The following is a 25,164-nucleotide window of genomic DNA, read 5'->3' on the forward strand; positions in this document are numbered from 1 at the left end:
CACAGACAACATTAAGTATAGGTAGGTTGGTTCTTATCAAGTAAACCAATATACGATTAGGTACTTTGTACTGGATGTAGCAAAACACCATATGTTTGAAAGACAGATTCAACAATCTCTATTGTAACAAATTCGTTACCATTTGAGTACTATAATAACTCGAAAATCACTCCATAATCAAAAAAGCCTGAAATCAGCGCAATGCTGAAATCAGACTTTCTTCTGCTAACGTCCTTCAAAAGCGGTTCCATCTCAGACTGACCTGAACATGAACGATCTTTTTTGGGTTTGTTATGGATACCTGCTATGACTACTTTGTATTGCAATCACGTTATTACTTACTTTTGAGTAGGTTTATTCGTTTGAAGAGCACGTTCTTTACCCATACAGGAAACAGCGATAAGTGCTCCAATAGCTGGTAAGACTGCCCACATAAATGTACCTGCAATCGAACTTGTTAATGCTACCTGAATCATCTCAATCACCTGAGCTGGCAAATGAGATTTGATATCATCGGATAGCAAGGCACGCGGATCAAGCTGAGTCAGATCAAGTCCTGCTGGTAATGCACTTTCACCACCACTCTGATTTATCCCTGCTTCTAATTGATTGCTTAATAAGCTACGTTGGATCAATCCAAATATCGTAACACCCAGTGCCATTCCCAGAGAACGAACAAATGTTAATGTAGAGGTCGCTGCTCCGCGTTGACGGAAATCAAAGTTCTGAATTCCGCTGATATTCAGAACTGAGAAAGAAAATCCAATTCCGAAGCCTGCTGTAGCTAGATACAGATACAATAGTAATGCAGGTGTATCCGGTGTAATGCGGCTTAACAATGCCATCCCCAGTACAAATAAAAATCCAGAGATCATCATAATTCGGCGGAATGTTAATTTATTTACCAGTATCCCGCCAAGCATCGCTGCAATCACAGACCCGATCGTCATCGGCATTAGAGTAAGCCCTGAATTGACCGCTGTCCCACCGCTTACCCCTTGGATATAAATCGGAATATAGAGCGCTACTGTAATAAAAGCAGCTCCATAGAAAAAAGCGGCTAATGTACTGCTACTGAACAGTCGATCTTTGAACATCGGAAATGAAATAATAGGTTCTGCGGCTTTCTGTTCTGCAAAAATAAATCCGATCAGCAATACCACAAAGCTTGCAAACAATCCTAAAATCACACCTGAATTCCAAGCATACGTATCTCCGCCTAGTTCTAAAGCGAACATCAAGGACACGACAGCTCCGATCAATAACGCTGCGCCCCACCAATCGATTTTTTGCTTCGAACGTTCCATAGATTCATGATAAAAAATCATAACCAATAGAAACGAAACAATCCCAAACGGAACATTGATATAGAACACCCAGCGCCAGTTCATATATTGGGTAATATAAGCGCCTAACAGTGGGCCAAATAAACTGGACATACCAAATACAGCGCCCAGCAAACCTGTCATTTTACCGCGTTTTTCCGGTGGGAATGTATCGAATACAATCGTAAAAGCAATCGGTACCAGCGCACCGCCACCAATCCCTTGAATCGCTCGATAAATACTAAGTTGTACGATCGAGTCTGCTGTACCACATAAAATAGAACCAAGCATAAAGACAACAACACCAAAAATAAAAAATCGCTTACGACCGTACATATCCGATAGTTTACCGAAAATAGGTGTACCTGCGAGTGAAGCGACCAAGTATGCTGAAGTTACCCATACAAATTGATCAAATCCTCCAAGATCACCTACAATCGTCGCAATCGCTGTAGCTACGATCGTATTATCAATCGCCGCAATAAAAATACCGAGCAACAACCCTGCAACGATCCAGCCTGTTTTTGAAGCTTTTTGACTTTTTCCAGCAACAGACGCTGACATACACTCACTCCTTTGTCGTAATCATAACATGATCTTTCTGCAAAGCATCGATCAGTTACTGACCCGTTGGTCACAATGGAATTAGTATAGCATATATTGCGTTTAAGATGCCAAACCATAGTTATATTTACAAAGTAACTCCGCTTTTAAATATCGCAAGTTCGCGGAATTTATTTTTCTCATTATTCACCCAGCGACCACTGGCAACTTCAATAATGTAATCAATAAAATCTTGTAATCCGTCTTCTATCGTTACATCTTCAACCAGTGTGCCTGCATTATAATCGATCCAATGCGGTTTGTTCGCAAATAAAGGGGAATTGGTAGACACTTTCATCGTAGGTACAAATGAACCGAAAGGTGTTCCTCGTCCGGTAGTAAAAATCACCAGCTGACAACCTGCTGCCGCCAGTGCAGACGAAGCTACCAGATCATTGCCCGGTGCACTTAACAAATTCAGTCCACGTGTCTGCAATCGTTCTCCATATAATAGAACATCTTGTACAGGCGAAATGCCTGACTTTTGCGTACAACCCAGTGATTTATCTTCTAATGTTGTAATTCCTCCTGCTTTGTTACCAGGAGAAGGATTTTCATAGACAGGCTGTTTGTAATCCATAAAATATTGCTTGAAATCATTAATCAGATGTACGATTTTGCCAAATACTTGTTCGTCTGCTGCTCGTTCCATCAATATCTGTTCTGCGCCGAACATTTCTGGCACCTCGGTCAATACTGTTGTCCCGCCTTGCGCCGCCATATAATCTGATAATTTGCCCAATAGTGGATTCGCTGTAATCCCTGATAATCCATCCGAACCACCACATTTCAGTCCGATTTTAAGATCGGATAAAGGAATATCTTCTCGATGATCACCCTGTACATGGGCAAATATCTCTTTAAGTAGTTGTACACCTGCTTCTACTTCGTCTGATACCATTTGAGAGACAAGGAATTTGACCCGATGTTCATCGTATTCACCAATCGCTACTTTGAATTGATCCATTTCATTATTTTCGCATCCCAGTCCAAGTACAAGTACACCACCTACATTCGGATGCTTGACCGCATCTGCCAAAATAGTACGTGTATATTGATGATCATCCCCTAGCTGAGAGCAACCATAGCTGTGTTTGAGTACTAATGTATTTTCAAAAGGAGCGATATCACCTACTTCACGCTGGAACTCGCTTAGAATCAATTCGGCGATTCCGTTCACACAGCCCACAGTAGGTACGATCCATAATTCATTTCGAATTCCTACATCCCCATTGCTACGTCGATACCCTTGAAAAGTACGATTCTCAAGCGTATACGGATTGAATAGTGTTTTGGGATGGTAATGATATTCTTCGATACCGGTTAGATTGGTTTTGGCATTATGCGTATGAATATGACTACCTGCTATAATCGGTTGAATCGCATGTCCGATCGGATAGCCGTATTTGATAATATGTTGATTGATCTCGATAGGTTGAAGCGCAATCTTATGCCCGCGGGCGATATCTTCTGTAACTGTAATCTGTTGCTGCAAAGCGGTTGGTGTATCCAGTGTAATCATTTCGCCTTGTTGATAATCACGCAATGCAACGACGACATTGTCATCAGGATGAATCTGTATATATTCAAGCATGGTTAATTATGCCTCCTCATAAGATGTATCTATCCACTGATTTGTACTGTGTATCCATTAAGAAGTAGGTGTTGCAGAATGATCCATCAATGCTTGCAAAGCAACGACAATGCCTTGATGTTGAATACGATACAGATCGTTCGTCACTTGCTCGGTTAAGCCGCTATAATGGTTCAAGTCCATTCCCCAGAAAGATAATTCTCCCAGAACAGCTGTAACGAGCTGATGTAGACTTTGTTGACTGTTATCGCATACTTTCCATAATTCAGCTAACTGTTGTAATACAGCGATATCATCGTTTAACGCAATCGGTTCTCCACTGCGTTCTCCTTTATAAAAAGCGATCAAAGCTGCAAGTGAAAAAACAAGTTTTTGTGGTAATTTGCCTGTCTGTTCGATATAAGCAGTTAGTGTTGGTAGATCGCGCGTTTTGAATTTGGAAATACTATTTAGTGAAATACTCATTAGAAAATGTTGTACATACGGATTACGGAACCGTTCCATTACAGCCGCAGCAAATTGCTCTAGCTCTTCTGCTGGCAAATCCAACGTAGGTATAATCTCATCCTGGATCAATGATCGTACAAAAGCGCCAGTCACCGGATGATCGACCGTCTCTGCAACTGTATTTAGACCATACAGATAAGCAACAGGGGTCATAGCGGTATGAGCACCATTCAAAATACGTACTTTACGCGTACGATACGGAGCCATATCTTCTACGACTTTGATATGCAAACCTGCTTGGGCAAACGGTAATTCTTGCTCAATCCAAGACGGCCCTTCGATCACAAGTAAGTGAAATGGTTCACCTACTACAACAAATGAATCTTCATATCCAAGCTCTGCTGTAATCTCATGCATACGCTGTTTGGGATAACCGGGAACAATCCGATCTACCAGACTGCTACAAAATGTATTTGCTTGATGTACCCATGCAACAAATTCAGGCTCTAAGTTCCACAAGTCTGCATATTGCAACACGATTTTTTTTAGTTCATCTCCATTATGATCTATCAATTCACATGGAAGAATAATAAACCCTTTACTTGCTTCTCCATGAAAATGACGGAACCGACGATACAATAGCGATGTTAATTTACCCGGATAACTTTGCTGTGGACGATCTACTAACTGATCTGTTGGATGAAAAGCAATGCCTGCTTCTGTTGTATTGGAAATGATCCAGCGAAGTTCTGGCTGATAGGCTAAAGCTTCATAGGTTTCATAGTGTTCATAAGGATTGATTCCACGTGTTACACACTCAATCACTTCATGTGTCTGAGAAGGCTGTCCATCTTGAATACCTTCTAGATATACCGTATATAATCCATCTTGTTCATTGAGTTGTTCAGCCATCCCTGTAGCTAACGGTTGTACGATAACAACTCCTGCATCAAAGTTTGCTTTTTTGTTCATCTGGTGAATCTGCCAATCGGTAAAAGCTCGCAAAAAATTCCCTTCGCCAAATTGCACTACTTTTTCAGTATAGGTTGTAGCAGGGTATGTGGTTCGGTTCAGTGTGTTCATTATAGATCCTCCTGATCGTTGATTTGTTGAACTGTCTATTGTGAACGAATCTTAGATTTGTTTATGAAGTACTTACTAATGATTATAATTTTATGCACACGTTAACAAAGTGAATTAGATCACAATCTTATTATTTATTAAAAAGAGAATTCCTGCGCGTAGTAAAAAGCTCTGGAATCCTCAATCTATAATCATTGTATTTAGCGAATCGAACGATTTGTAGCTTAAATGATTTATCACGAACGAACTGCTGTTGATTTACGTTGAATCAATTCAGTTTCGACAAAGATCAATTCTTGTTGGGTTTCTTTCTCACGAATCTGTTCTAATATTTTCTCTGCCCCACGCGCGCTAATATCTTCGATCGGACGCTTCACTGTTGTTAACGCAGGATTGGTATACATCGAGAAATTAATATCATCAAAGCCGATAATCGATAAGTCTTGCGGTACTTTCAACCCTTGTTCAAATGCCGCATTCATCGCACCAATCGCCATATCATCATTGGAGCAAAATACAGCGGTAGGTGGTGATGATAATGCTAACAATTGTTGCATCGCTTGATAACCGCTCTCTGTATCGTATTCTCCACTAACAATATATTCTGCTGGAATCGATAATTGACTTTCTTCCAGCGCTTGTAAAAAACCTAATCGACGTTGTTCTGTCGATTTGAAGCTTTTGATTCCTTCTATAATCGCAATCTGCGTATGACCTTGCTCAATTAGAAAATGCCCGGCATGATACGAGCCTTCTTTATCATTAGATACAATATTGACTAAATTCGCATCTGGCAGTAGACGATTGAGGACAACAATTGGAATCTCTTGCTCTAGCACATGATTGATAAAGTCGTTATCAGCTTCACTTTGACTCATCAAAATAATGCCATCAAATCGCTTATGATGAATAGAACTGTAATCCAAATAATCATCTATTCCGCGTACAAATAAATTGTATTCAATCCCGATCACACGATTCACCCCGCGAATCGTAGCGGCAAAAAAGCTACTACTTGTACCATTAGAGATACTGGTAAAAAACAACCCGATCGTATGCGACCGCTGTAACACTAGACTTTTCGCATTATAATTAGGGATATAATTAACTTCTTGCGCAATTTGCATGATTTTACGTTTGGTGACCTCTTTAATAAGAGGGCTATTATTAAGTGCACGAGAAACAGTCGTATGAGAAACATTCGCTAGCTTTGCGATATCTTTAATTGTGGCTGCCATATGCATACCTTCCTTTATTCCAGCTTGTCCAATAGAACAGAATAGAGGATACGATCGTTCCTCTTCTCCTAAGAATAACATATTATGATCTACTCACCATAATACGGATGGTTGCCGGACGCTATGCGATTGTTCTCACTCGTATTTACTCTAAAGGTTGATGACGCAATTGTAATTCTTCAACGATTTGTTCATGCTTTTTATCTGTTAATTTGTACATTAATCCGATAATTAACATCGCAATCGCTAGTGCAATCGCAGGATACAGACAAAGTAATGCTTTGATCCCGATCTGCGTCCCTACTGTCTGCACGACATTCGGTACATAACCAATTACAGCTAGACCTACCCCTGATAAGAAACCGGATAATGATTGTGCCAATTTACGTGAAAAGTTAAACAATGAATAAGTAGTTCCTTCTTTACGTTCGCCAGAAGTCCATTCGCCGTAATCGATAATATCGGATACAAACGCCCATGTAACACCATTCGGAATACTAATACCGATAAAAGCAATACTTGCTAAGATTGTGAAAAGATACACATTCGATGGGGCAATAAAGTTGATTGTATCTGCTACTACACTAATGCCAAGCCCGATCATCGCTGTTTTGCGTTTACCGAATCTTTTTACCAGTTTAGGTAAAAATAACACGCCGATAAAGGAAGAGCCGATAATAATAAAGTTCATATACGCCATTAGTTCCACATTACCAAGATTATATTGAGCAAAATAAATCAACATCGCTGATTTGATATTATAAGCTGAAATGGTAAACACCGTCATTAATACGAGCACTAACAGTGGTTTGTTACTGACAAAGGTTTTGACTACACTGCCGACCGATAATTTTTCAGAAGGAGCTGCCTGACTAATAATCCGTTCTTTGGTTCCGCGGAAGCAGACAATAAAAGCAAGTACTCCAATCACAGACATAATCCCCATAACCACTGGAAATCCTACAGATGGATTAGCAAAATGCACAATCAAAGGCATCACAATAACACTGGTCACAAATAGTGCTCCAAGCGAACCGGCTTGACGGAATGAAGATAACGATGCTCGTTCAATCGTATTCTGAGTGATCGATGCTCCAAGTGAACCATAAGGAATATTAACAAATGAATAGCCGATTCCCCAGATCATATAAGACGCATACGCATAAATTAATTTACCGGTTACCGATAGATTAGGTGAGATAAACGTGAACACTGTAAGAATCGCAAGAATAATACTTCCATAGATCAGATACGGTCTAAATTTACCGTTCTTCCCGATGTTTTTGCGATAATCAATTGATGAACCTACAATCGGATCACAGATCGCTGCAAATAATTTACTGACTAGAAAAATACCTGCTGCTGCGATCGCAGGGATACCGGCAACGTCTGTAAAAAATTTAAGCAGATACAATTGCCCCAGATCAAACATAAATCCGTTCCCAAAGTCCCCCATACCGTATGAAATCTTTTCTTTGAGACTGATCTTGCCGTCAATTACATTTTCTTCTGCTTTGACCCCTTTTAATGTAGCTACTCCCATGTGACACACCCCTTGATTTGATAAAATCAACCGCTTACAATATGGATACGATTTGGCTCCTCTACTACGCGTTGTATACTTATAGCATTCATAATAACTTTGCTATCACATATTCATATATTGTGAAATTAATCACATAATCATTTAAAATAAAGATCGCTTTGACTGCATACGCTAGAACATTACTATAGTAGATCACTTATTCTAGCAGTCAGCCAAAGCGATTTTTGTATCTTTTTATTGCACAGACACTACAGCAGGAAAATTAAAGTACTGCTCTGCATTGGTATAACAAATGCCTTCAACGATACCGCTTAACAATTCCATATCATCAGGAACTTCCCCTTGCTCTACCCATGTTCCTAATAGATCACACAACAGACGGCGGAAATATTCATGACGAGTATACGATAAAAAGCTACGTGAATCGGTTAGCATTCCTACAAAACGTGCTAACACACCCATATTGGCTAACAATTTCATTTGTTCGTGCATACCATCACGATGATCGTTGTACCACCATGCTGTACCAAACTGAATTTTGCCAGCGATTCCACCGCTCTGGAAGCTACCTGCTGCACTAGCTAATACAGGGTAATCATTCGGATTCAGTGAATACAAAATCGTTTTCGGTAATGCTCCTGCCGATTCCATCGCATCTAGTAACGATACTAATGGTTTGGCGATCAATCCATCATTTACGGAATCATAACCGGTATCCGGCCCTAACTTACGGAACATCGATGTGTTGTTGTTACGTAGCGCATGAATATGGAACTGCATCGCCCAATCTAGTTCAGCATACAATTGACTTAAAAATACAAGTGTATACGATTTGTGCTTCGCTTCTTCTTCACTGCTTACTTGTCCTTGCTCTAATACTTTGGTAAAAATCTCATTCACTTCTGCTTGCGTCGCTTCTGCAAAAACAACCGTATCCAGTGCATGGTCAGATACACGTCCACCTGCGGCATGGAAAAAGCGAACTCTTTGCTCAAGCGCTTTCAAAAAGTCATCATAAGTGCGAATATCTGAACCATACACCGCTACTAATTGCTCTAACCACGGACGGAAAGTCGCACGATTAATTTCTAATGCTTTATCCGGGCGGAAGCTTGGCAACACTGCTGTAGAGAAATCGTTCAATCCACGAATCTGTGCATGATAACCAAGATCATCCACCGGATCATCGGTTGTACACACTACAGTTACTTTTGATTTGGTAATCAGATCACGTGCTCCGAATCCTTCTCCTTGTAACTGTTCATTTACTTTTTGCCAGATCTGCGGAGCTGTCTTTTCACTTAATAATTCTTCTACTCCGAAAAAGCGTTGCAATTCAAGATGTGTCCAGTGATACAGTGGATTGCCAATCAATTGCGGTACTGTTCTTGCCCACGCTAGAAATTTGTCATAATCATCGGCATCGCCTGTAATATATTTTTCTTCTACACCATTTGCACGCATAACCCGCCATTTGTAATGATCGCCGTACAACCATGCTTCTGTAATATTTTTAAACGTTTTATTCTCCAAAATTTCTTGCGGACTTAAATGACAATGGTAATCAATAATCGGCATATCTTTGGCTACTTGATGATACAGTTGGATCGCTGTATCACTATGTAACATAAAGTTTTGATCCAAAAATTTAGCAGTCATTGTATTCCTTCCTTTCGTTGATTCAGCAATGTTTATTCATTTTGTTAACGTGAACATTTACAGTCTTATTGTATCTCTTTTTGTAGAATACGCAATAGGATTTCGATATTTTTATTGTTACAGTTATATGAACTAAGAAGTGCTGTTATTGTAACAGATATCACAGCAAAATCATAATCTAGGCACCGAGTCATAGAATAACCACTTATCGTTGATATACAATAATAACAATCCCAATTCAGGAGGTACATGTACATATGAATATCCCAATCGAAGCACCCAAAATTCCTCAGCATTTAGAAACTTTATATGAGCCTTTATACACATTGCAATCCAAAGACGAATTCAGCCACGCCAGAATAGAACATTTCACCATTGATCGTCAGGAAGCACAGCGTGTTTCTTTTGAAAAAACAATCTTTGAACACGTAGATATGATCGAGTCTCATTTAGCTGAAATCGAACTGACCGATGTAATATTTGATCAATGCGATCTGTCTAATATTCCATTTCCTCGTTCATTTGTACATCGTACTGAATTTCGCAACTGCAAATTAATCGGTACCGATTTTGCTCAAAGTCGATTGCAAAATGTTCGTTTTACTCATTGTGTTGCTGATTATTCTGTATTTCGCTTTTCCCAGTTCAAACGTGTTCTTTTTGAAAATTGTTCATTGCTTGGTGCTGATTATTGTTCATCGGTATTTAACTCTGTTTTTTTCGAACAATGTCAATTAGATACAGCGATGCTGTCAGGTACTTCGTTAGATACAGTTGATCTAAGCACCTGTGATTTTACAAGTTTGCAGATTGAGATTGAAGATTTACGCGGATGTATTATATCGCCTTATCAAGCTTCTTCATTTGTAGGGCTAATGGGGCTGGTGATCAAATCGTAATATTCAAAAAGGACAACCAGCATCAGCATGGTTGTCCTTTTTGAGATGACTTTTTTTGAAATGATAGGTTAAAAGCAATAAGAATAGAGAAGAGCAACACGAGACATCATCTATACTCCAACCCATGCTCTATTCTATGCAAAAATTATTAAGCGATTATTCTGCTTTACCTATCGATCATTTATTCTACTGCACATGACCTTCTAGCCATGTTACAGTGTGGGTTAATTTATCTTCAGCACGTTCGATAGCTGCTGCTACCTGTACAGTTGCTGTACCGCCGTATACATTACGTGCATTCACGACAGCTTCTGGTTGCAACACCGCGTAGATACTATCATCGAACAATGGAGAGAAGTTTTGGAATTCTTCCAGTGTTAGATCTAGCAAGTATTTGCCTTCTTGAATACAGTACAAGACCGTTTTACCGATCACTTCATGAGCTTGACGGAAAGGTAACCCTTTGCCTACCAGGAAGTCTGCAATATCAGTCGCATTGGAAAAGTCTTTATTAACCGCTTCACGCATCCGTCCTGTATTCACTTTCATCGTAGCGATCATCGGAGCAAATAATTGAAGTGCACCTTCCAAAGTCGCTACGGTATCAAACATACCTTCTTTGTCTTCTTGCATATCTTTGTTATAAGCAAGCGGTAACGATTTGAGTACGGTTAGTAATCCGATCAGATTACCGTATACACGACCGGTTTTACCGCGTACCAATTCAGCAACATCTGGATTTTTTTTCTGTGGCATAATACTGCTACCGGTACAGAACGCATCATCCAATTCAACAAAGCTAAATTCAGTACTGCTCCATAACACTAACTCTTCACATAGACGAGAAAGATGCGTCATAATTAATGAAGCCCCTGCGAGAAATTCCACAATAAAGTCACGATCACTTACTGCATCCAGACTATTTTCGTAGACTCCATCAAATCCTAGTTGCTCTGCTACATAATGACGATCGATCGGGAAAGTCGTTCCTGCGAGTGCACCTGCACCCAGTGGCAATACATTGATCCGCTTGTAGCTGTCTTTCAGACGATCGATATCACGCTCAAACATCGAGACATATGCCATCAGATGATGAGGGAAAAGGATCGGTTGAGCCCGTTGTAGATGCGTATATCCCGGGATAATCGTATCCATATTGCTTTTCGCTTGTGTAATCAACGATTCTTGTAAAGCATGCAGTAGTCCTGTTAACTCCACCACACGTTTACGCAAATATAAATGCATATCGGTAGCCACCTGATCGTTACGACTACGTCCAGTGTGTAATTTACCACCAACAGCGCCTACTTCTTCGATCAAGTGCTTTTCAATATTCATATGAATATCTTCGTCAGAGACCGAAAATTGAATCTCACCTGCACGAATTTTGTCCAATACTTTGTTCAGTCCGTTTTTGATGATTTCTACATCTTCAGCAGGAACAATTCCGCATTTGCCTAGCATACTTACATGTGCCAGACTGCCTTGAATATCTTCTTCTGCCAAAGCTTTATCAAAATTAATCGAAGCTGTATATTCTTCAACCAGATGATTCGTTTGCTTGGTAAAACGTCCGCCCCATAATTTACTCATATTGGTGACTCACTCTCCTTTATCCGCTTGAGCTGCTTGACGCACACCTGCGCCTACACGTAGACGAAGAGCATTCAATTGGATAAAGCCTGCTGCATCCCCTTGATCATAAGCATTAGTTGGATCAGCTTCCATCGTTGCAATTTCAGGGTTATACAGACTGTATGGACTACTTAGACCTGCTGCAATAATATTGCCTTTGTATAATTTCACACGTACGGTACCTGTTACATTTTTTTGGCTTTCTGTAACAAGCGCTTGAAGAGCAAGACGTTCCGGTGCGAACCAGAAGCCATTGTATACTAGATTGCTATAACGTGTAATTAACGAATCACGCAGACTCATCACTTCACGATCCATCGTTAATGATTCTAATTTGCGGTGAGCTGTGAATAGAATCGTTCCGCCCGGTGTCTCATATACGCCGCGGCTCTTCATACCGACAAAACGGTTTTCCACCATATCGACACGACCGATACCATGTTTACCACCAAGCTCATTCAATTTCTCCATCGCTGCAAGTGGAGTTAATTTTTCTCCATTAAGCGCAACACAGTTACCATTTTCAAATTCCAAATCTAACATTTCTGGTTGATCGGGTGCATCTTCTGGAGACACGCTGAGTAAGAACATATCTTTGTTGCTTTCTGCACTTGCATCAAAGTTCGGATCTTCCAGCACACCACTTTCATAACTAATATGTAGCAAGTTACGATCTGTTGAATATGGCTTCGCTGCTGAAGCTGTGATAGTAATACCATGTTTTTCAGCATACTCAATCATTTCTGCACGTCCCGGGAATTGATCACGGAATGTTTCTAAGCGCCATGGAGCAATAACTTTGATCTCAGGAGCTAGAGCCGCTGCATTCAATTCAAATCGAACCTGATCGTTTCCTTTACCTGTTGCACCGTGAGCGATAGCCATAGCACCTTCAGCACGTGCAATCTCTACCATACGCTTCGCAATCAGTGGACGAGCAATACTTGTACCTAATAGATATTGACCTTCGTATAACGCTCCTGCTTGGAACATAGGATAGATAAAGTCTTCGGCAAATTCTGCACGTAGATCATCAATATAGACTTTGGAAGCACCTGTTGCTAACGCTTTTTCTTCCAATCCATCCAATTCATCCGCTTGTCCGATATCTGCTGTAAATGCGATAATCTCTGCATCGTATGTTTCTTTTAACCATTTCAAAATGATAGACGTATCCAGTCCACCCGAGTATGCAAGTACAATTTTATTTTTAGCCATAGTAATGTGTTCCCTCCATTTTCCTTCTTGTCAAAATCGCAGTTGTTTCTTTCTTTTTTCATCTTCAATGATCTTGCTTTATTGTTCCAAATTCAAATTAACGATAATTATACTTCGTTTTTGTTATCCGATCAAAGCCGCCATAATCGCTTTTTGTGCATGTAGACGATTTTCTGCTTCATCAAAAATGACACTGTTCGGTCCATCGATCACACCTGCACTCACTTCTTCACCGCGGTGAGCAGGAAGGCAATGCAAGAAAATATAATCGGATTTGGCATGACTGACCAATTCTTCATTGACCTGATAATCTTTGAAAGCTTGTTCCCGAATCTTCTGCTCTTCTTCAAAGCCCATACTTGCCCAGACATCGGTATAGATTACATCTGCATCTTGTACCGCTTCTTTCGGATCACGTACGACTTTGATCGTTGCTCCACTTTCAGCCGCTAAGGCTTCGCACTGTTTCACCACTTCAGGATCAGGCTCATAGCCTTCTGGACTAGCTACATACACATCCAGACCTATACGCGCACCACCGATCATCAGCGAGTGTGCCATATTGTTACCGTCTCCGATATAAGCTAATTTCAATCCTTTGAGTTTGCCTTTGCTCTCGACAATCGTCTGGAAATCAGCAAGCACCTGACAAGGATGTCCTAGATCGCTTAGTCCGTTAATCACAGGAATATCTGCATATTTTGCTAGTTCCGTTACATTTTCATGTCCAAACGTACGAATCATAATTCCATCGAGATAACGAGACATTACACGTGCTGTATCAGCGATAATCTCTCCGCGTCCCATTTGGATATCGTTTTTACTCAAGAACAACGCATGTCCTCCAAGTTGGAAAGTACCGACTTCAAAAGATACCCGGGTACGTGTCGAAGATTTCTCAAAAATTAATCCGACTGTTTTACCTTCGAGTGGACGATACGATTCTCCTGCTTTTTGCTTGCGTTTCAATTCTATCGCTAGATCGATCAGAAAATGAATTTCTTCTGCCGTATAATCGCTTAATTCTACGAAATCTTTGCCTTTAAAATGACTAAGCTCTAATGAGCTGTTTTTCGATACTGTATCTGTCATTGGTGTGAACCTCCATCCTTCTATTTATTTACCATTGAGCTGAGTCTGACTATTTACAATCGGCGCATAAGCTTCGATAATCTCTTTAATTCCATTCACTGCTTGATCAACTTCTTCTTTAGTGACCAATAGATTAGGTAACAGGCGAATCACATTAGGTCCTGCTGTAATAAACAACAATCCTTTTTCTTGTCCAACTACAACCAATTCTCCAACAGGCCCATCACATTCGATACCGATCAATAATCCTTTACCACGAATATCTTTGACAAATGGATGATGACCGATCTTCTCTTGTAATTGTTGTTGTAAATATGTTCCCATCGTAGCGGCTTGTTCTACCACATTATGTTCTTGCATCGTTTCGATCGTAGCGATAACAGCGGCTGTAGCTAGAGGTGTTCCTCCAAATGTAGAGCCATGACTGCCTGCGACAAAAGCTTCTTTCAGAAAAGCTTTACCGACCAATGCGCCAATCGGGAAACCACTTCCTAGCCCTTTAGCTAATGTGAAAATATCCGGTTCGATTCCATAATGCTCATAGGCAAACATTTTGCCTGTACGTCCCATGCCTGTCTGTACTTCATCAATAATGAGTAGCAATCCATGCTCGTTACACAGGTCTACAATATGTTGCATAAATTCAGGTTCTACTGGATAGACTCCACCTTCAGCCTGAATCATTTCGATCATAATAGCTGCTGTATGTTCGTTAACAGCTGACTTCAGTGCATCTAGATCATGTAAAGGTACAGTTACAAATCCAGCAGGCAATGGATGGAATCCTTCTTTGACTTTGTCTTGTCCGGTAGCTGTCAATGTAGCTAGTGTACGACCGTGAAATGATTGCCCGAACGTAATAATTTCGTAGCGTTCTTCACCTTTGACTTTTTGTTGATATTTGCGAGCTAACTTGATTGCCCCTTCATTCGCTTCTGCTCCACTGTTACAGAAAAACACTGCATCGCCACAGCTATGATCGGTAATTAATTTTGCAGCTTGCTCTTGATTCGGAATATGAAACAGATTCGATGTATGCCACAGTTGATCCAACTGATTTTTGAGTTTATCAATCACAGCGTCCGGTGCATGACCTAGATTCGTCACAGCAATTCCGCACATGAAATCGAGATATTTTTTGCCATCGGTATCCCACAGATAACTGCCTTTTCCTTTAGCAAAAGCGATAGGATAACGCGCATACGTCGGGAATAAAGAACTTTCAGATTGCTCGGTTTGTGTTGGTTGTGCAGATTGACTGCTGATCGGATTAGCCATGCTGGTCACGCTCCTCATAATTAGTGTGTGATTTGAAAAACGAATGAAAATGGGGAGATATGCAGAGACCGTTCCAAAAATGGATTTGTTCTTGTCGTCGCTGTTGAAGTGCTATCCCTTTGATTCCGCTTTGCGGTAGGGATACCACTTCAAAGGCGAGCGCTTTGCTCTTTCAGAATCAAATCCATTTTTTCCACTCTGTGCATATAACCTCATTTTAAGATCGCTTTTGACTTTATCGGTGGGTGGCAGGGTAGTTCAAGTTCTTAGATCTAATTCTTGGATCTAATTCTTGAATTTAGTTCTTGAATTTTGGATTAGTGAAATAGATTTAATATTTAAAAGCATATTAGTTAAAGTAAATTGATCTGGATTAGTTCTTCTGGACAGATATGATCAGTTTTAGAAAGATTTATTTTAAGTTAGATGCACAGATACATAATAATATGGTACATGTACTTTGTATGAGAATGAATATCTTTAAGATACTAATCAAAATAAACAGGAATTTTTAATAATAGATACTGTTTATCATCTATCTGAACTATAGATGTAATGGTTGGTTTAGCTTGATTGTAGATTTAATTTTTACGTACAATGCGTGTGCCTATGGTTTCGCCTTTGAGTACACGGCTGAGTACTTGGGGTTCGGTGCCGTCTACGATGATTACTTCTTGGACATCACCGTGGATGCAGGCGATAGCTGCTTTAACTTTAGGGATCATGCCGCCGTAGATTTCTCCGGTAGCGATCATATCCTCGATATCTTGAATAGATACTTGAGGCAATACTTGTTTGTTGCCATCTATTGTTCGCATGATTCCGGGTACGTCTGTAACGACTATCATTTGGGGTACGCCTAGAAAAGAAGCGACCGCACCGGCAGCAGTATCTGCATTGATATTATAACGTTGTCCTGTAGCATCGCTTCCAACAGGCGCAATGATCGGCATATAACCTAGATCAACAATTCCTTGAATAATAGAAGCTTCAACATACGTTACATCACCGACTAGCCCGACTTCGCTAGAATTTGCTACAGGTTTGGCTTGGATCAATGAGCCATCTACACCGGAGATACCAATAGCTTTGCCACCTGTACTCTGGATACGTCGCACAATCTGCTTATTGATACTGCCTGATAGTACCATTTCTACAACATCTAATACTTCTTCTGTCGTTTTACGCAATCCACCTACAAATTCAGTCTCAATACCTAATTTGCTCAAATTTTCAGAGATTGCTGGTCCGCCGCCATGTACGATAACGGGTTGGATACCTGATAATTGAATCTCATTCAAGTCGGTGAAAAAAGAATCAGGTAATGCTGCAAGTGTACTTCCTCCGCACTTCATTACAAAAGTACGTGTAGTTGATCCGCTCATTGTTTGTATCACCTAGCCTTTATTTGAACTTGAATAATCCAATACTATTGTTATGTGCGATAAGCGGCATTAATACGTACATAGTCATACGTCAAATCACAGCCCCATGCTACAGCTTGTCCTTCACCATAATGCAAATCAACCACGATTTCGACTTTATCCCCTTGCAAATAAGCTAATGCTGCTTCTTCATCAAATGTAACCGGTCTAGAGCCTGTCAGCACGACGATATCGCCTAATCGAATATCTACTGTCTCTACATTCAAAGGTTCGCCTGCACGCCCTACAGCGGCTATAACACGTCCCCAGTTCGCATCTGCTCCAAACATCGCTGATTTAACCAGACTTGAGCCAATTACCGTTTTAGCAATCGCTCTAGCCGATAATTCACTGATCGCTCCAGTTACAACCACTTCTACTAATTTGGTTGCTCCTTCACCATCACGTGCGATCGCTTGAGCTAGATATTCACAGACTTTACGGAAAGCCGCAGCAAAATGATTCCAATCTGGATGTTCCGGCGTTAATTCGTTATGTTGTACAAATCCACTTGCCATCGCTACCAGCATATCATTGGTACTTGTATCTCCATCTACAGTAATCATATTAAATGTCTGATCTGTCGTTTGACTTAATAATTGGTGTAACGCACTGGAAGAGATCACAGCATCTGTAGTCATAAAAGCAAGCATCGTCGCCATATTCGGATGAATCATTCCAGATCCTTTGGCTGCTCCAGCAATATGCACTTCTTGTCCATCTACCATTACAGATACGCAGATTTCTTTTTTAACCAAATCGGTTGTTAAAATCGATTGGCAAAATGCTTCTGCATGTTCTTCTGTTTTGCCGATATGTGCAGGAAGGCGAGTGATTCCAGCAGATAAACGATCCATTTTGAGCAATTCACCAATCACACCTGTTGAGGCTACCGCTACTTCGTGTTCATGTACACCTAGATACTGCGCGGTCTGAGCACGCATCGTATATGCATCTTGCTCACCTTGTTTGCCTGTGCATGCATTTGCATTTCCACTATTAGCCACTACTGCGCGCAATGTGCCATGTGCTAGACTTTCACGAGTCACTTGAAGCGGTGCGGCTTGAAATAGATTCGTTGTATATACTGCCGCTGCATTGGCCAGTACATCACAGACGATGACCCCAAGATCGTTACGCTCTGTTTTTTTGAGTCCACAATGCAATCCACCTACCTGAAATCCTTGAGGAGTTACAATAGAACCTCCCTCAACTACTTTGAATCCCTGATCTGCCATGATATCTCCTCTCACTTCCTGATCGACAATGACTACTATATACTGCGTAAATCTTATACTGCCAAGCGTTATGGATAAACAGGGACCATTTTCAGACCTAATGTTTCTTCCCAGCCCATCATACGATTTAAATTTTGGATGGCTTGTCCTGCTGCGCCTTTGACGAGATTATCAATAACAGACACAATCGTGATGCGTCCTGTACGCTCATCTACAGCAAATCCGATATCACAATAATTAGAACCTGCTACTTCTTTGGTCGAAGGCCAGTTGCCTTGTTTACGAATACGCACAAATGGACGATCGCTGTAGTACTCACGATAAAGATCGATCCAATCCTGCTCACTATGTTGCCCTTTGATCGTTGCATACATAGTAGACATAATACCGCGTGTCATGGGCACCAACTGTGTACTGAATGTAACAACAACAGGCTCACCCACTACACCGGACAATACTTGTTCTATTTCTGGAATATGTTGATGTTTGTTTAATTTATACGCTTTAAAATTCTCATTCATTTCTGCATAATGACTGGTTAGACTGGTTCCGCGTCCAGCACCGGATACACCAGACTTCGCATCGATAATAATCGAACTATGATCAATCCAACCTGCTTCGACACCAGGCATTAATCCGAGCAACGTAGCCGTAGGATAACAACCTGGATTCGAGATTAGACGTTGATCCTGTACATCATTACCCTTTTGCTCACATAACCCATACACTGCTTCTGCCAAATAATTAGCTTCGGGTGCATCGTGCTTATACCATTGCTCATAAGTACTGCTATCTTTGAGGCGAAAGTCACCGGATAAATCAATCACTTTCAAGCCTGCTTCTAAGTATTGTGGAACTAAAGTGCTACTCACTCCTGAAGGGGTAGCGGTAAATACAATATCTGCTTTGGCAGCCGTTGCCACTGCATCGACTCCATCTAATTCCATATCAATAATGCTATCTAAATGGGGAAATTGATCTGACATCGGTGCTCCACTGCTTGATGCAGAAATAACCGAAGTAATCTCGACATGCGGATGATGCTGTAAAAAACGAATCAGTTCCACCCCGCCATAGCCGGTGGAACCTACAATAGCTACTCTTTGTTTAGTTGGATTCAAGCTGAACTCCTCCTGTACTCAAATAAGATCATTAATCTACTGTATCCATGTATAAGCAATTTTCCATTTTACTAACGACAATTTCCATTTCAGTCCGAATAAATAAGATGTGTATTATTATACATCCATGTTAATATAAATACAACTTTATGAATAAATTTATTCCTTTTATGCATCTATACATCGTCTTATCTGTTTTAGTTGTATTATATACGAATAAAAGACCTTTAACTGATTAAATTTCAGAAAAGGTCTTTTTTACTTTTAATCGTTACTTTTTACTAATATTACTAATTATATCAGTCGGCTTAACTTACTCATCTATTCTCTTTATTTTGCATCTGTTTCGTGCTACGATATCCACAAACCATTATTTACCATTTCATTTTACTATTGATCTATACTTGATCAAGGGAAAGGATTGGATAGATGAGGAATATAGCAATTAATTTAATTTCTGCTTTTCTCACCGGATTGCTTGTCGGTTACTCATTAATTGGAACTATTACTATTCCGCTTGTACTTGTTTGTCTAGCCAGTGTAGCTATTTTAGCAATTGGTTATACCGTCATTTATCTTTTGAAAAGAAAAGCTAACTAATACATACTACAAAAATAGTTTTAGCTTATAAGATTACAGATGATTAGAACTATAGCAACTAGCACCTTTGTGATGTATTTCTCTGACCCGATACATTATAAAAAAATCCTCTTCGCTTCTCAGAACTCAACTCTTATCTAATGAGTTCTAAGCTGATATGGCGAAAAGGATTTTTTTATTTTATCCAGTCATTTTGAATCCTTTACCTAATACTTCTTGAGCATTGCTTATAATAACAAAAGCATCTGGATCAACAGAACGTACAATCGTTTTAAGACGACTGGCTTCATTCTGCCCGATAACGACCATTAATACAGTTCGTTCGTCACCTGTATATCCACCTTCACCGTTAAGCTTTGTTAATCCACGATCCAGATCATTTAGAATCGCTGTCTGCATTTGTTCAATATCATTGGTAATAATATAAGCAACTTTGGAATTGCTGAATCCAAGCTCAACAGCATCGATCACTTTGCTGGTAATATACAGACTGATTAACGCATATAATGCTTGTTCTGGCTTCAATAATAACCCTGCGAATACAATAACACTACCGTCTGTCAAAATGACACAGAAAGACATGCTGAATCCAGTGTACTTTTGAATAATTTGCGCTAATATGGATAATCCACCGGTAGAACCACGTCCGCGGAAAACGATCCCAAGTCCCAACCCTACTCCAATTCCTCCATACAATGCTGCTAATAAAGGGTTAGTCGTAGGCACAGGAAAACTACTTGTCAGATAAACAAATAGCGGTAATACAATCGTCCCAATCAATGAACGCATTCCATATTGTCTACCCAGTAATATCACGCCTGCGACAAACAAAGGAATATTAAGTAACCACTGAATATACGCCGGTTCAATCCCGAGTAGTTGATTGACAATAATCGATATCCCAGAGACCCCTCCTGAAGCGATATGATTAGGTAATAAAAACAGGTTAAACGTCAGTGCCATAATAAAAGCGCCTACGATGATCAACAAAATATCCCAACTGTTACGAAGAGGTCCTGTTAATGGAATCATTGGCGGCTTGCGTCTGCGTTGCCCTGTACGAGGTTGCATGATCATTTTGATATTCTCCTGTACTCATTATTTTGCATAAAGTCTCATAGCTTTCTTATTCTAACGCAACCCTATTTATTTGAAAAGAACATACAGCACCGTAGTATAGCAGAGATGTTTTGCTTTATAACAATCTTTTGGATGAAATAGAGTTATGCTTGTATCACTACAGGCTAGACATAGACCTCTTCTCGTTATTGAGGCACAAAAAAAGCCTGATATGAAAGATAACTCTCATACCAGACTTTAGAAAATCGATTATTATTCGACTTCAATTTTGAGCTTACTACGTAAATATCCATCGATAAATGGATCTAAATCTCCATCCATGACTGCACCGATATTTCCTGTTTCGACAGAAGTACGGTGATCTTTGACCATACTGTACGGATGGAATACATAAGAACGAATCTGACTGCCCCAAGCAATATCCGATTGCTCTCCGCGAATCTCGTCCAATTGCTTACGTTCTTCTTCAATTTTACGTTCTACCAATTTGGAACGTAACATCGTCATCGCGTGCTCACGGTTTTTGATCTGTGAACGTTCACTTTGACAGGTTACTACTACACCAGAAGGTAAATGCGTAATCCGAACCGCAGAATCGGTTGTATTGATATGCTGACCACCGGCGCCACTAGCGCGGTACGTATCAATTTTCAAATCTTCGGTACGAATTTCAATCGTAGAATCATTCGTAATCTCTGGCACAACATCACAGGAGACAAACGAAGTATGACGACGGCCTGAAGAATCAAAAGGAGAAATCCGTACAAGACGATGTACTCCTTTTTCAGCTTTGAGATAACCATAAGCATTATGCCCTTTGATCAGCAACGTAACACTTTTGATCCCTGCTTCATCACCAGCTAGATAATCCATCACTTCTACTTTGAAGCCACTTTTCTCTGCCCAACGTTTGTACATCCGAAGCAACATCTCGCCCCAGTCTTGCGACTCGGTTCCACCTGCACCCGGATGAAGTTCCAAAATAGCATTTAAGCTATCATACGGTTCATCTAATAGTAACTGCAATTCAAAAGCTTCGATTTTGCGAACAAGCTTTTTCACACTTTCTGTTACTTCTTTTGCTAGCGACTCATCATCTTCTTCGTCTGCTAACTCAGCCATAAGACTTGCATCATCATGCTCTTGCTGAAGTTCTAGATAATCATCTACAGCACCTTTAACAGCATTCATTTCAGAAATGACTTCTTGAGCTGATTCATTATCATCCCAGAATCCTGGTGCAGACATCTTCTCTTCAAAGTTAGCAATCAATTCACGCTTGAGGTCTAAGTCAAAGAGACCCCCTAAGGTTAGATAATTTGGTAGCCATTTCGCGTAAATCATGTTTTATACTAGGATCGATCATTGGTACGCTCACCTCTTCATAATAAATAGATATTTTGCTTAGCAAAAATCTTTAACATTCTTTTGGTCACTTTAATAATGCATACATATATAACTGTCATACCACAGACAAGATGATTGATCCAACAAGAGACACCCACGATAATGGTGAGTGTCTCTTGGGATACAACAATCTATATTCATTTCAGACGATTGATTTATTATTTACGTCTACGACGACGTTCTTCACGAGACGGACGTTTTTCAGCCGTTTCGCCACCACTTGTGCTCATTTTGCTTTCATCCACAACCGCTTCGCGTTCCTGGTTACTTGCAATTTGTGCTCTCATAACATAAGTAGCTACTTCTTCTTGAATCTCAGCGATCATTTGGTTAAACATTTCGAAGCCTTCAAATTGGTACTCACGCAAAGGATCTGTACCACCGTAAGCACGAAGATGAATACCTTGACGCAATTGTTCCATCGCATCAATATGATCCATCCATTTACGGTCAACTGCACGAAGAACAACGACTTTTTCAAATTCGCGAACCATTTCTTCGCCAATTTCTTTTTCACGTTGCAAGTAGCGTAGTTCTACACGCTCGAACAGATAGTTAACCATCTCTTCTTTTTCTTGCTCATGTAGTTCTTGTTCTGTGATCGTACCTTCTTGCAAGAAGTTATTGTTCACATAATCTGCAATCGCTTGAAGTTCCCAGTTCTCAGGGATATCGTCATTACAATGTACTTCTACGATGCGTTCAATACAAGGTTTGATCATTTGCAATACAACTTCACGAATATTATCAGATTCCAATACTTCACGACGTTGTTTATAAATGATTTCACGTTGTTTGTTCATCACATCATCATATTGCAATACGATTTTACGCATATCGAAGTTACTACCTTCAACACGTTTTTGAGCAGATTCTACAGCACGTGTAATCATACGACTTTCAATCGGTTGGTCTTCTTCAAAGCCCAATTTCTCCATCATATTCATTACATTATCTGCACCAAAGCGTTTCATTAGTTCATCACCTAGAGAAAGGTAGAACTGTGTAGAACCTGGATCTCCTTGACGACCTGCACGACCACGAAGCTGATTATCAATACGGCGAGATTCATGACGCTCTGTACCGATAATATGCAAGCCACCTGTGTCTTTTACACCTTCGCCAAGTAAAATATCTGTACCACGTCCAGCCATGTTAGTAGCGATCGTTACTGTACCTGGTTGACCGGAGCGTGCAATAATTTCTGCTTCTTCTGCATGGTATTTTGCATTGAGGACCTGATGCTTAATACCTTTGCGTTTTAGCATTTCAGAAAGACGTTCAGAGTTCTCAATCGACACTGTACCGACAAGAATCGGTTGGTTTTTCTCATGACGTACAACGATTTCGTCAACAACAGCGCGGAATTTACTTTCTTCGCTCTTATAGACAACATCAGCAAAGTCTTCACGTTGATTCACACGGTTAGTCGGTACTTGAAGTACTTCTAGACCGTAGATCTTTTTGAATTCTTCTTCTTCTGTTTTCGCTGTACCTGTCATACCTGCAAGCTTTTTGTACATACGGAAGTAGTTCTGGAACGTGATTGTTGCCAGTGTCATACTTTCGTTTTGTACTTTCAAAGATTCTTTCGATTCGATCGCTTGGTGTAAACCATCGCTATAACGACGACCCGCCATTAAGCGACCTGTAAATTCATCTACGATCAATACTTCGCCATCAGCAACAACATAATCTACGTCACGACGCATGATTGTGTTTGCTTTTAGCGCTTGTACTACATGGTGATTGATCGTTACATTTTTGTTGTCATATAGGTTTTCTAAGCCGAAGAAATTCTCTGCTTTTTCAACACCTTTTTCAGTTAATGCTACAGATTTTACTTTGATATCAACATTGAAATCTTCTTCCATTTTCAATGTTTTTACAAAGCGATCTGCTGCAAAATACAATTCAGTTGATTTCTGTGCTTGTCCTGAAATAATAAGTGGTGTACGTGCTTCATCGATCAAGATCGAATCTACTTCATCAATAATACAGAAGTACAATGGACGTTGTACCATTTGTTCTTTGTACAACACCATATTGTCACGCAAGTAATCAAATCCAAATTCATTATTTGTACCATAAGTGATATCACAAGCATAAGCCGCTTGCTTCTCGTCATGTTGCATACCGTTCAGGTTAACCCCTACAGTCATGCCCAAGAAGTTATAAATGCGACCCATTTGTAGACTATCACGTTGAGCCAAATAATCATTAACTGTAACGACGTGCACACCTTTACTAGCAAGTGCATTTAGATATACAGGAAGTGTTCCTACAAGTGTTTTACCTTCACCTGTTTTCATCTCTGCGATTCTTCCTTCATGCAGAGCGACACCACCGATCAATTGTACGTCAAAATGACGCATGCCTAGCACACGTTTGGAAGCTTCACGTACAGTACAGAATGCTTCTGGCAATAGTTGATCCAGTGTTTCTCCTTTTTCCAGACGTTCGCGGAATTCAGCCGTTTTGGCTTGTACTTCCTCATGAGACAATGCCTCAAATTCCGGTTCCATTTTATTAATGATCTCGACGGTTTTCAATAGACGTTTAACATCACGTTCATTGGTATCGCCAAAAATTTTCTTCACAAGTCCTAGCATGGTTTACCCCTTTCGCGCAAAACAGAGATAGATTATTGAATAATGCAATTACCGTAACGCTTATG

General features: G+C 40.2%; 17 protein-coding genes. 1 reads left to right on the forward strand and 16 read right to left on the reverse strand.

What is annotated here, in order from left to right; translation table 11 throughout:
* Window positions 1-338: 338 nt before the first annotated feature.
* The 6 genes from PQ456_RS19650 to uxaC form a co-directional block, all read right to left on the reverse strand.
* Entirely contained in the window at window positions 339-1,889 is a 1,551-nt protein-coding gene (locus PQ456_RS19650; RefSeq protein ID WP_273613718.1) for an MDR family MFS transporter, read from the reverse strand.
* 127 nt (window positions 1,890-2,016) lie between these two features.
* A complete protein-coding gene (locus PQ456_RS19655) occupies window positions 2,017-3,522 on the reverse strand; it encodes a UxaA family hydrolase (RefSeq protein WP_273613719.1) in 1,506 nt (501 codons plus the stop codon).
* A gap of 57 nt (window positions 3,523-3,579) precedes the next feature.
* On the reverse strand, window positions 3,580-5,052 hold the full coding sequence (locus PQ456_RS19660; RefSeq protein ID WP_273613720.1) for a tagaturonate reductase: 1,473 nt from the start codon (window positions 5,050-5,052) through the stop codon (window positions 3,580-3,582).
* A 236-nt stretch (window positions 5,053-5,288) separates the two neighbouring features.
* On the reverse strand, window positions 5,289-6,290 hold the full coding sequence (locus PQ456_RS19665; RefSeq protein WP_273613721.1) for a LacI family DNA-binding transcriptional regulator: 1,002 nt from the start codon (window positions 6,288-6,290) through the stop codon (window positions 5,289-5,291).
* A gap of 145 nt (window positions 6,291-6,435) precedes the next feature.
* Window positions 6,436-7,833 (reverse strand): MFS transporter, encoded by a 1,398-nt coding sequence (locus PQ456_RS19670; RefSeq protein WP_273613722.1) that lies wholly within the window; start codon window positions 7,831-7,833, stop codon window positions 6,436-6,438.
* A gap of 237 nt (window positions 7,834-8,070) precedes the next feature.
* Entirely contained in the window at window positions 8,071-9,495 is a 1,425-nt protein-coding gene (uxaC, locus tag PQ456_RS19675) for a glucuronate isomerase (RefSeq protein ID WP_273613723.1), read from the reverse strand.
* Window positions 9,496-9,752: 257 nt separating this feature from the next.
* On the opposite strand from uxaC, the gene PQ456_RS19680 reads away from it, so the two are divergent.
* Window positions 9,753-10,394, forward strand: coding sequence for a pentapeptide repeat-containing protein (locus PQ456_RS19680; RefSeq protein WP_273613724.1), 642 nt, complete (start codon window positions 9,753-9,755; stop codon window positions 10,392-10,394).
* A gap of 186 nt (window positions 10,395-10,580) precedes the next feature.
* Here the strand turns inward: PQ456_RS19680 and argH are convergent, their stop codons facing one another.
* The 10 genes from argH to secA form a co-directional block, all read right to left on the reverse strand.
* On the reverse strand, window positions 10,581-11,987 hold the full coding sequence (gene argH / locus PQ456_RS19685; protein WP_273613725.1) for an argininosuccinate lyase: 1,407 nt from the start codon (window positions 11,985-11,987) through the stop codon (window positions 10,581-10,583).
* A 9-nt stretch (window positions 11,988-11,996) separates the two neighbouring features.
* Entirely contained in the window at window positions 11,997-13,247 is a 1,251-nt protein-coding gene (locus PQ456_RS19690) for an argininosuccinate synthase (RefSeq protein ID WP_273613726.1), read from the reverse strand.
* 123 nt (window positions 13,248-13,370) lie between these two features.
* Window positions 13,371-14,339, reverse strand: coding sequence for an ornithine carbamoyltransferase (argF, locus tag PQ456_RS19695; protein ID WP_273613727.1), 969 nt, complete (start codon window positions 14,337-14,339; stop codon window positions 13,371-13,373).
* A gap of 24 nt (window positions 14,340-14,363) precedes the next feature.
* On the reverse strand, window positions 14,364-15,617 hold the full coding sequence (locus PQ456_RS19700) for an acetylornithine transaminase (RefSeq protein WP_273613728.1): 1,254 nt from the start codon (window positions 15,615-15,617) through the stop codon (window positions 14,364-14,366).
* A gap of 581 nt (window positions 15,618-16,198) precedes the next feature.
* Complete coding sequence (gene argB, locus PQ456_RS19705; RefSeq protein WP_273613729.1) at window positions 16,199-17,002, reverse strand: acetylglutamate kinase; 804 nt, start codon at window positions 17,000-17,002, stop codon at window positions 16,199-16,201.
* A gap of 50 nt (window positions 17,003-17,052) precedes the next feature.
* A complete protein-coding gene (gene argJ, locus PQ456_RS19710; RefSeq protein WP_273613730.1) occupies window positions 17,053-18,279 on the reverse strand; it encodes a bifunctional glutamate N-acetyltransferase/amino-acid acetyltransferase ArgJ in 1,227 nt (408 codons plus the stop codon).
* Between the two features lie 68 nt (window positions 18,280-18,347).
* A complete protein-coding gene (gene argC, locus PQ456_RS19715; RefSeq protein WP_273613731.1) occupies window positions 18,348-19,400 on the reverse strand; it encodes an N-acetyl-gamma-glutamyl-phosphate reductase in 1,053 nt (350 codons plus the stop codon).
* Window positions 19,401-20,180: 780 nt separating this feature from the next.
* On the reverse strand, window positions 20,181-21,077 hold the full coding sequence (locus PQ456_RS19720; RefSeq protein ID WP_420540624.1) for a YitT family protein: 897 nt from the start codon (window positions 21,075-21,077) through the stop codon (window positions 20,181-20,183).
* Window positions 21,078-21,332: 255 nt separating this feature from the next.
* A protein-coding gene (gene prfB, locus PQ456_RS19725; RefSeq protein ID WP_273613732.1) for a peptide chain release factor 2 occupies window positions 21,333-22,446 on the reverse strand; the annotation gives its coding sequence in 2 pieces (ribosomal slippage) (window positions 21,333-22,373 and window positions 22,375-22,446; 1,113 coding nt in all).
* Between the two features lie 199 nt (window positions 22,447-22,645).
* Complete coding sequence (gene secA, locus PQ456_RS19730; RefSeq protein ID WP_273613733.1) at window positions 22,646-25,099, reverse strand: preprotein translocase subunit SecA; 2,454 nt, start codon at window positions 25,097-25,099, stop codon at window positions 22,646-22,648.
* Window positions 25,100-25,164 lie beyond the last annotated feature (65 nt).

The organism is Paenibacillus kyungheensis (assembly GCF_028606985.1).
Taxonomy (GTDB): domain Bacteria; phylum Bacillota; class Bacilli; order Paenibacillales; family Paenibacillaceae; genus Saccharibacillus; species Saccharibacillus kyungheensis.

Excerpts from the sequence above, each read along its gene's own strand:
- PQ456_RS19650 (WP_273613718.1), bottom strand. The coding sequence starts at position 1,889 with ATGTCAGCGTCTGTTGCTGGAAAAAGTCAAAAAGCTTCAAAAACAGGC.
- PQ456_RS19655 (WP_273613719.1), bottom strand. The coding sequence starts at position 3,522 with ATGCTTGAATATATACAGATTCATCCTGATGACAATGTCGTCGTTGCA.
- PQ456_RS19660 (WP_273613720.1), bottom strand. The coding sequence starts at position 5,052 with ATGAACACACTGAACCGAACCACATACCCTGCTACAACCTATACTGAA.
- PQ456_RS19665 (WP_273613721.1), bottom strand. The coding sequence starts at position 6,290 with ATGGCAGCCACAATTAAAGATATCGCAAAGCTAGCGAATGTTTCTCAT.
- PQ456_RS19670 (WP_273613722.1), bottom strand. The coding sequence starts at position 7,833 with ATGGGAGTAGCTACATTAAAAGGGGTCAAAGCAGAAGAAAATGTAATT.
- uxaC (WP_273613723.1), bottom strand. The coding sequence starts at position 9,495 with ATGACTGCTAAATTTTTGGATCAAAACTTTATGTTACATAGTGATACA.
- PQ456_RS19680 (WP_273613724.1), top strand. The coding sequence starts at position 9,753 with ATGAATATCCCAATCGAAGCACCCAAAATTCCTCAGCATTTAGAAACT.
- argH (WP_273613725.1), bottom strand. The coding sequence starts at position 11,987 with ATGAGTAAATTATGGGGCGGACGTTTTACCAAGCAAACGAATCATCTG.
- PQ456_RS19690 (WP_273613726.1), bottom strand. The coding sequence starts at position 13,247 with ATGGCTAAAAATAAAATTGTACTTGCATACTCGGGTGGACTGGATACG.
- argF (WP_273613727.1), bottom strand. The coding sequence starts at position 14,339 with ATGACAGATACAGTATCGAAAAACAGCTCATTAGAGCTTAGTCATTTT.
- PQ456_RS19700 (WP_273613728.1), bottom strand. The coding sequence starts at position 15,617 with ATGGCTAATCCGATCAGCAGTCAATCTGCACAACCAACACAAACCGAG.
- argB (WP_273613729.1), bottom strand. The coding sequence starts at position 17,002 with ATGAGCGGATCAACTACACGTACTTTTGTAATGAAGTGCGGAGGAAGT.
- argJ (WP_273613730.1), bottom strand. The coding sequence starts at position 18,279 with ATGGCAGATCAGGGATTCAAAGTAGTTGAGGGAGGTTCTATTGTAACT.
- PQ456_RS19720 (WP_420540624.1), bottom strand. The coding sequence starts at position 21,077 with ATGATCATGCAACCTCGTACAGGGCAACGCAGACGCAAGCCGCCAATG.
- secA (WP_273613733.1), bottom strand. The coding sequence starts at position 25,099 with ATGCTAGGACTTGTGAAGAAAATTTTTGGCGATACCAATGAACGTGAT.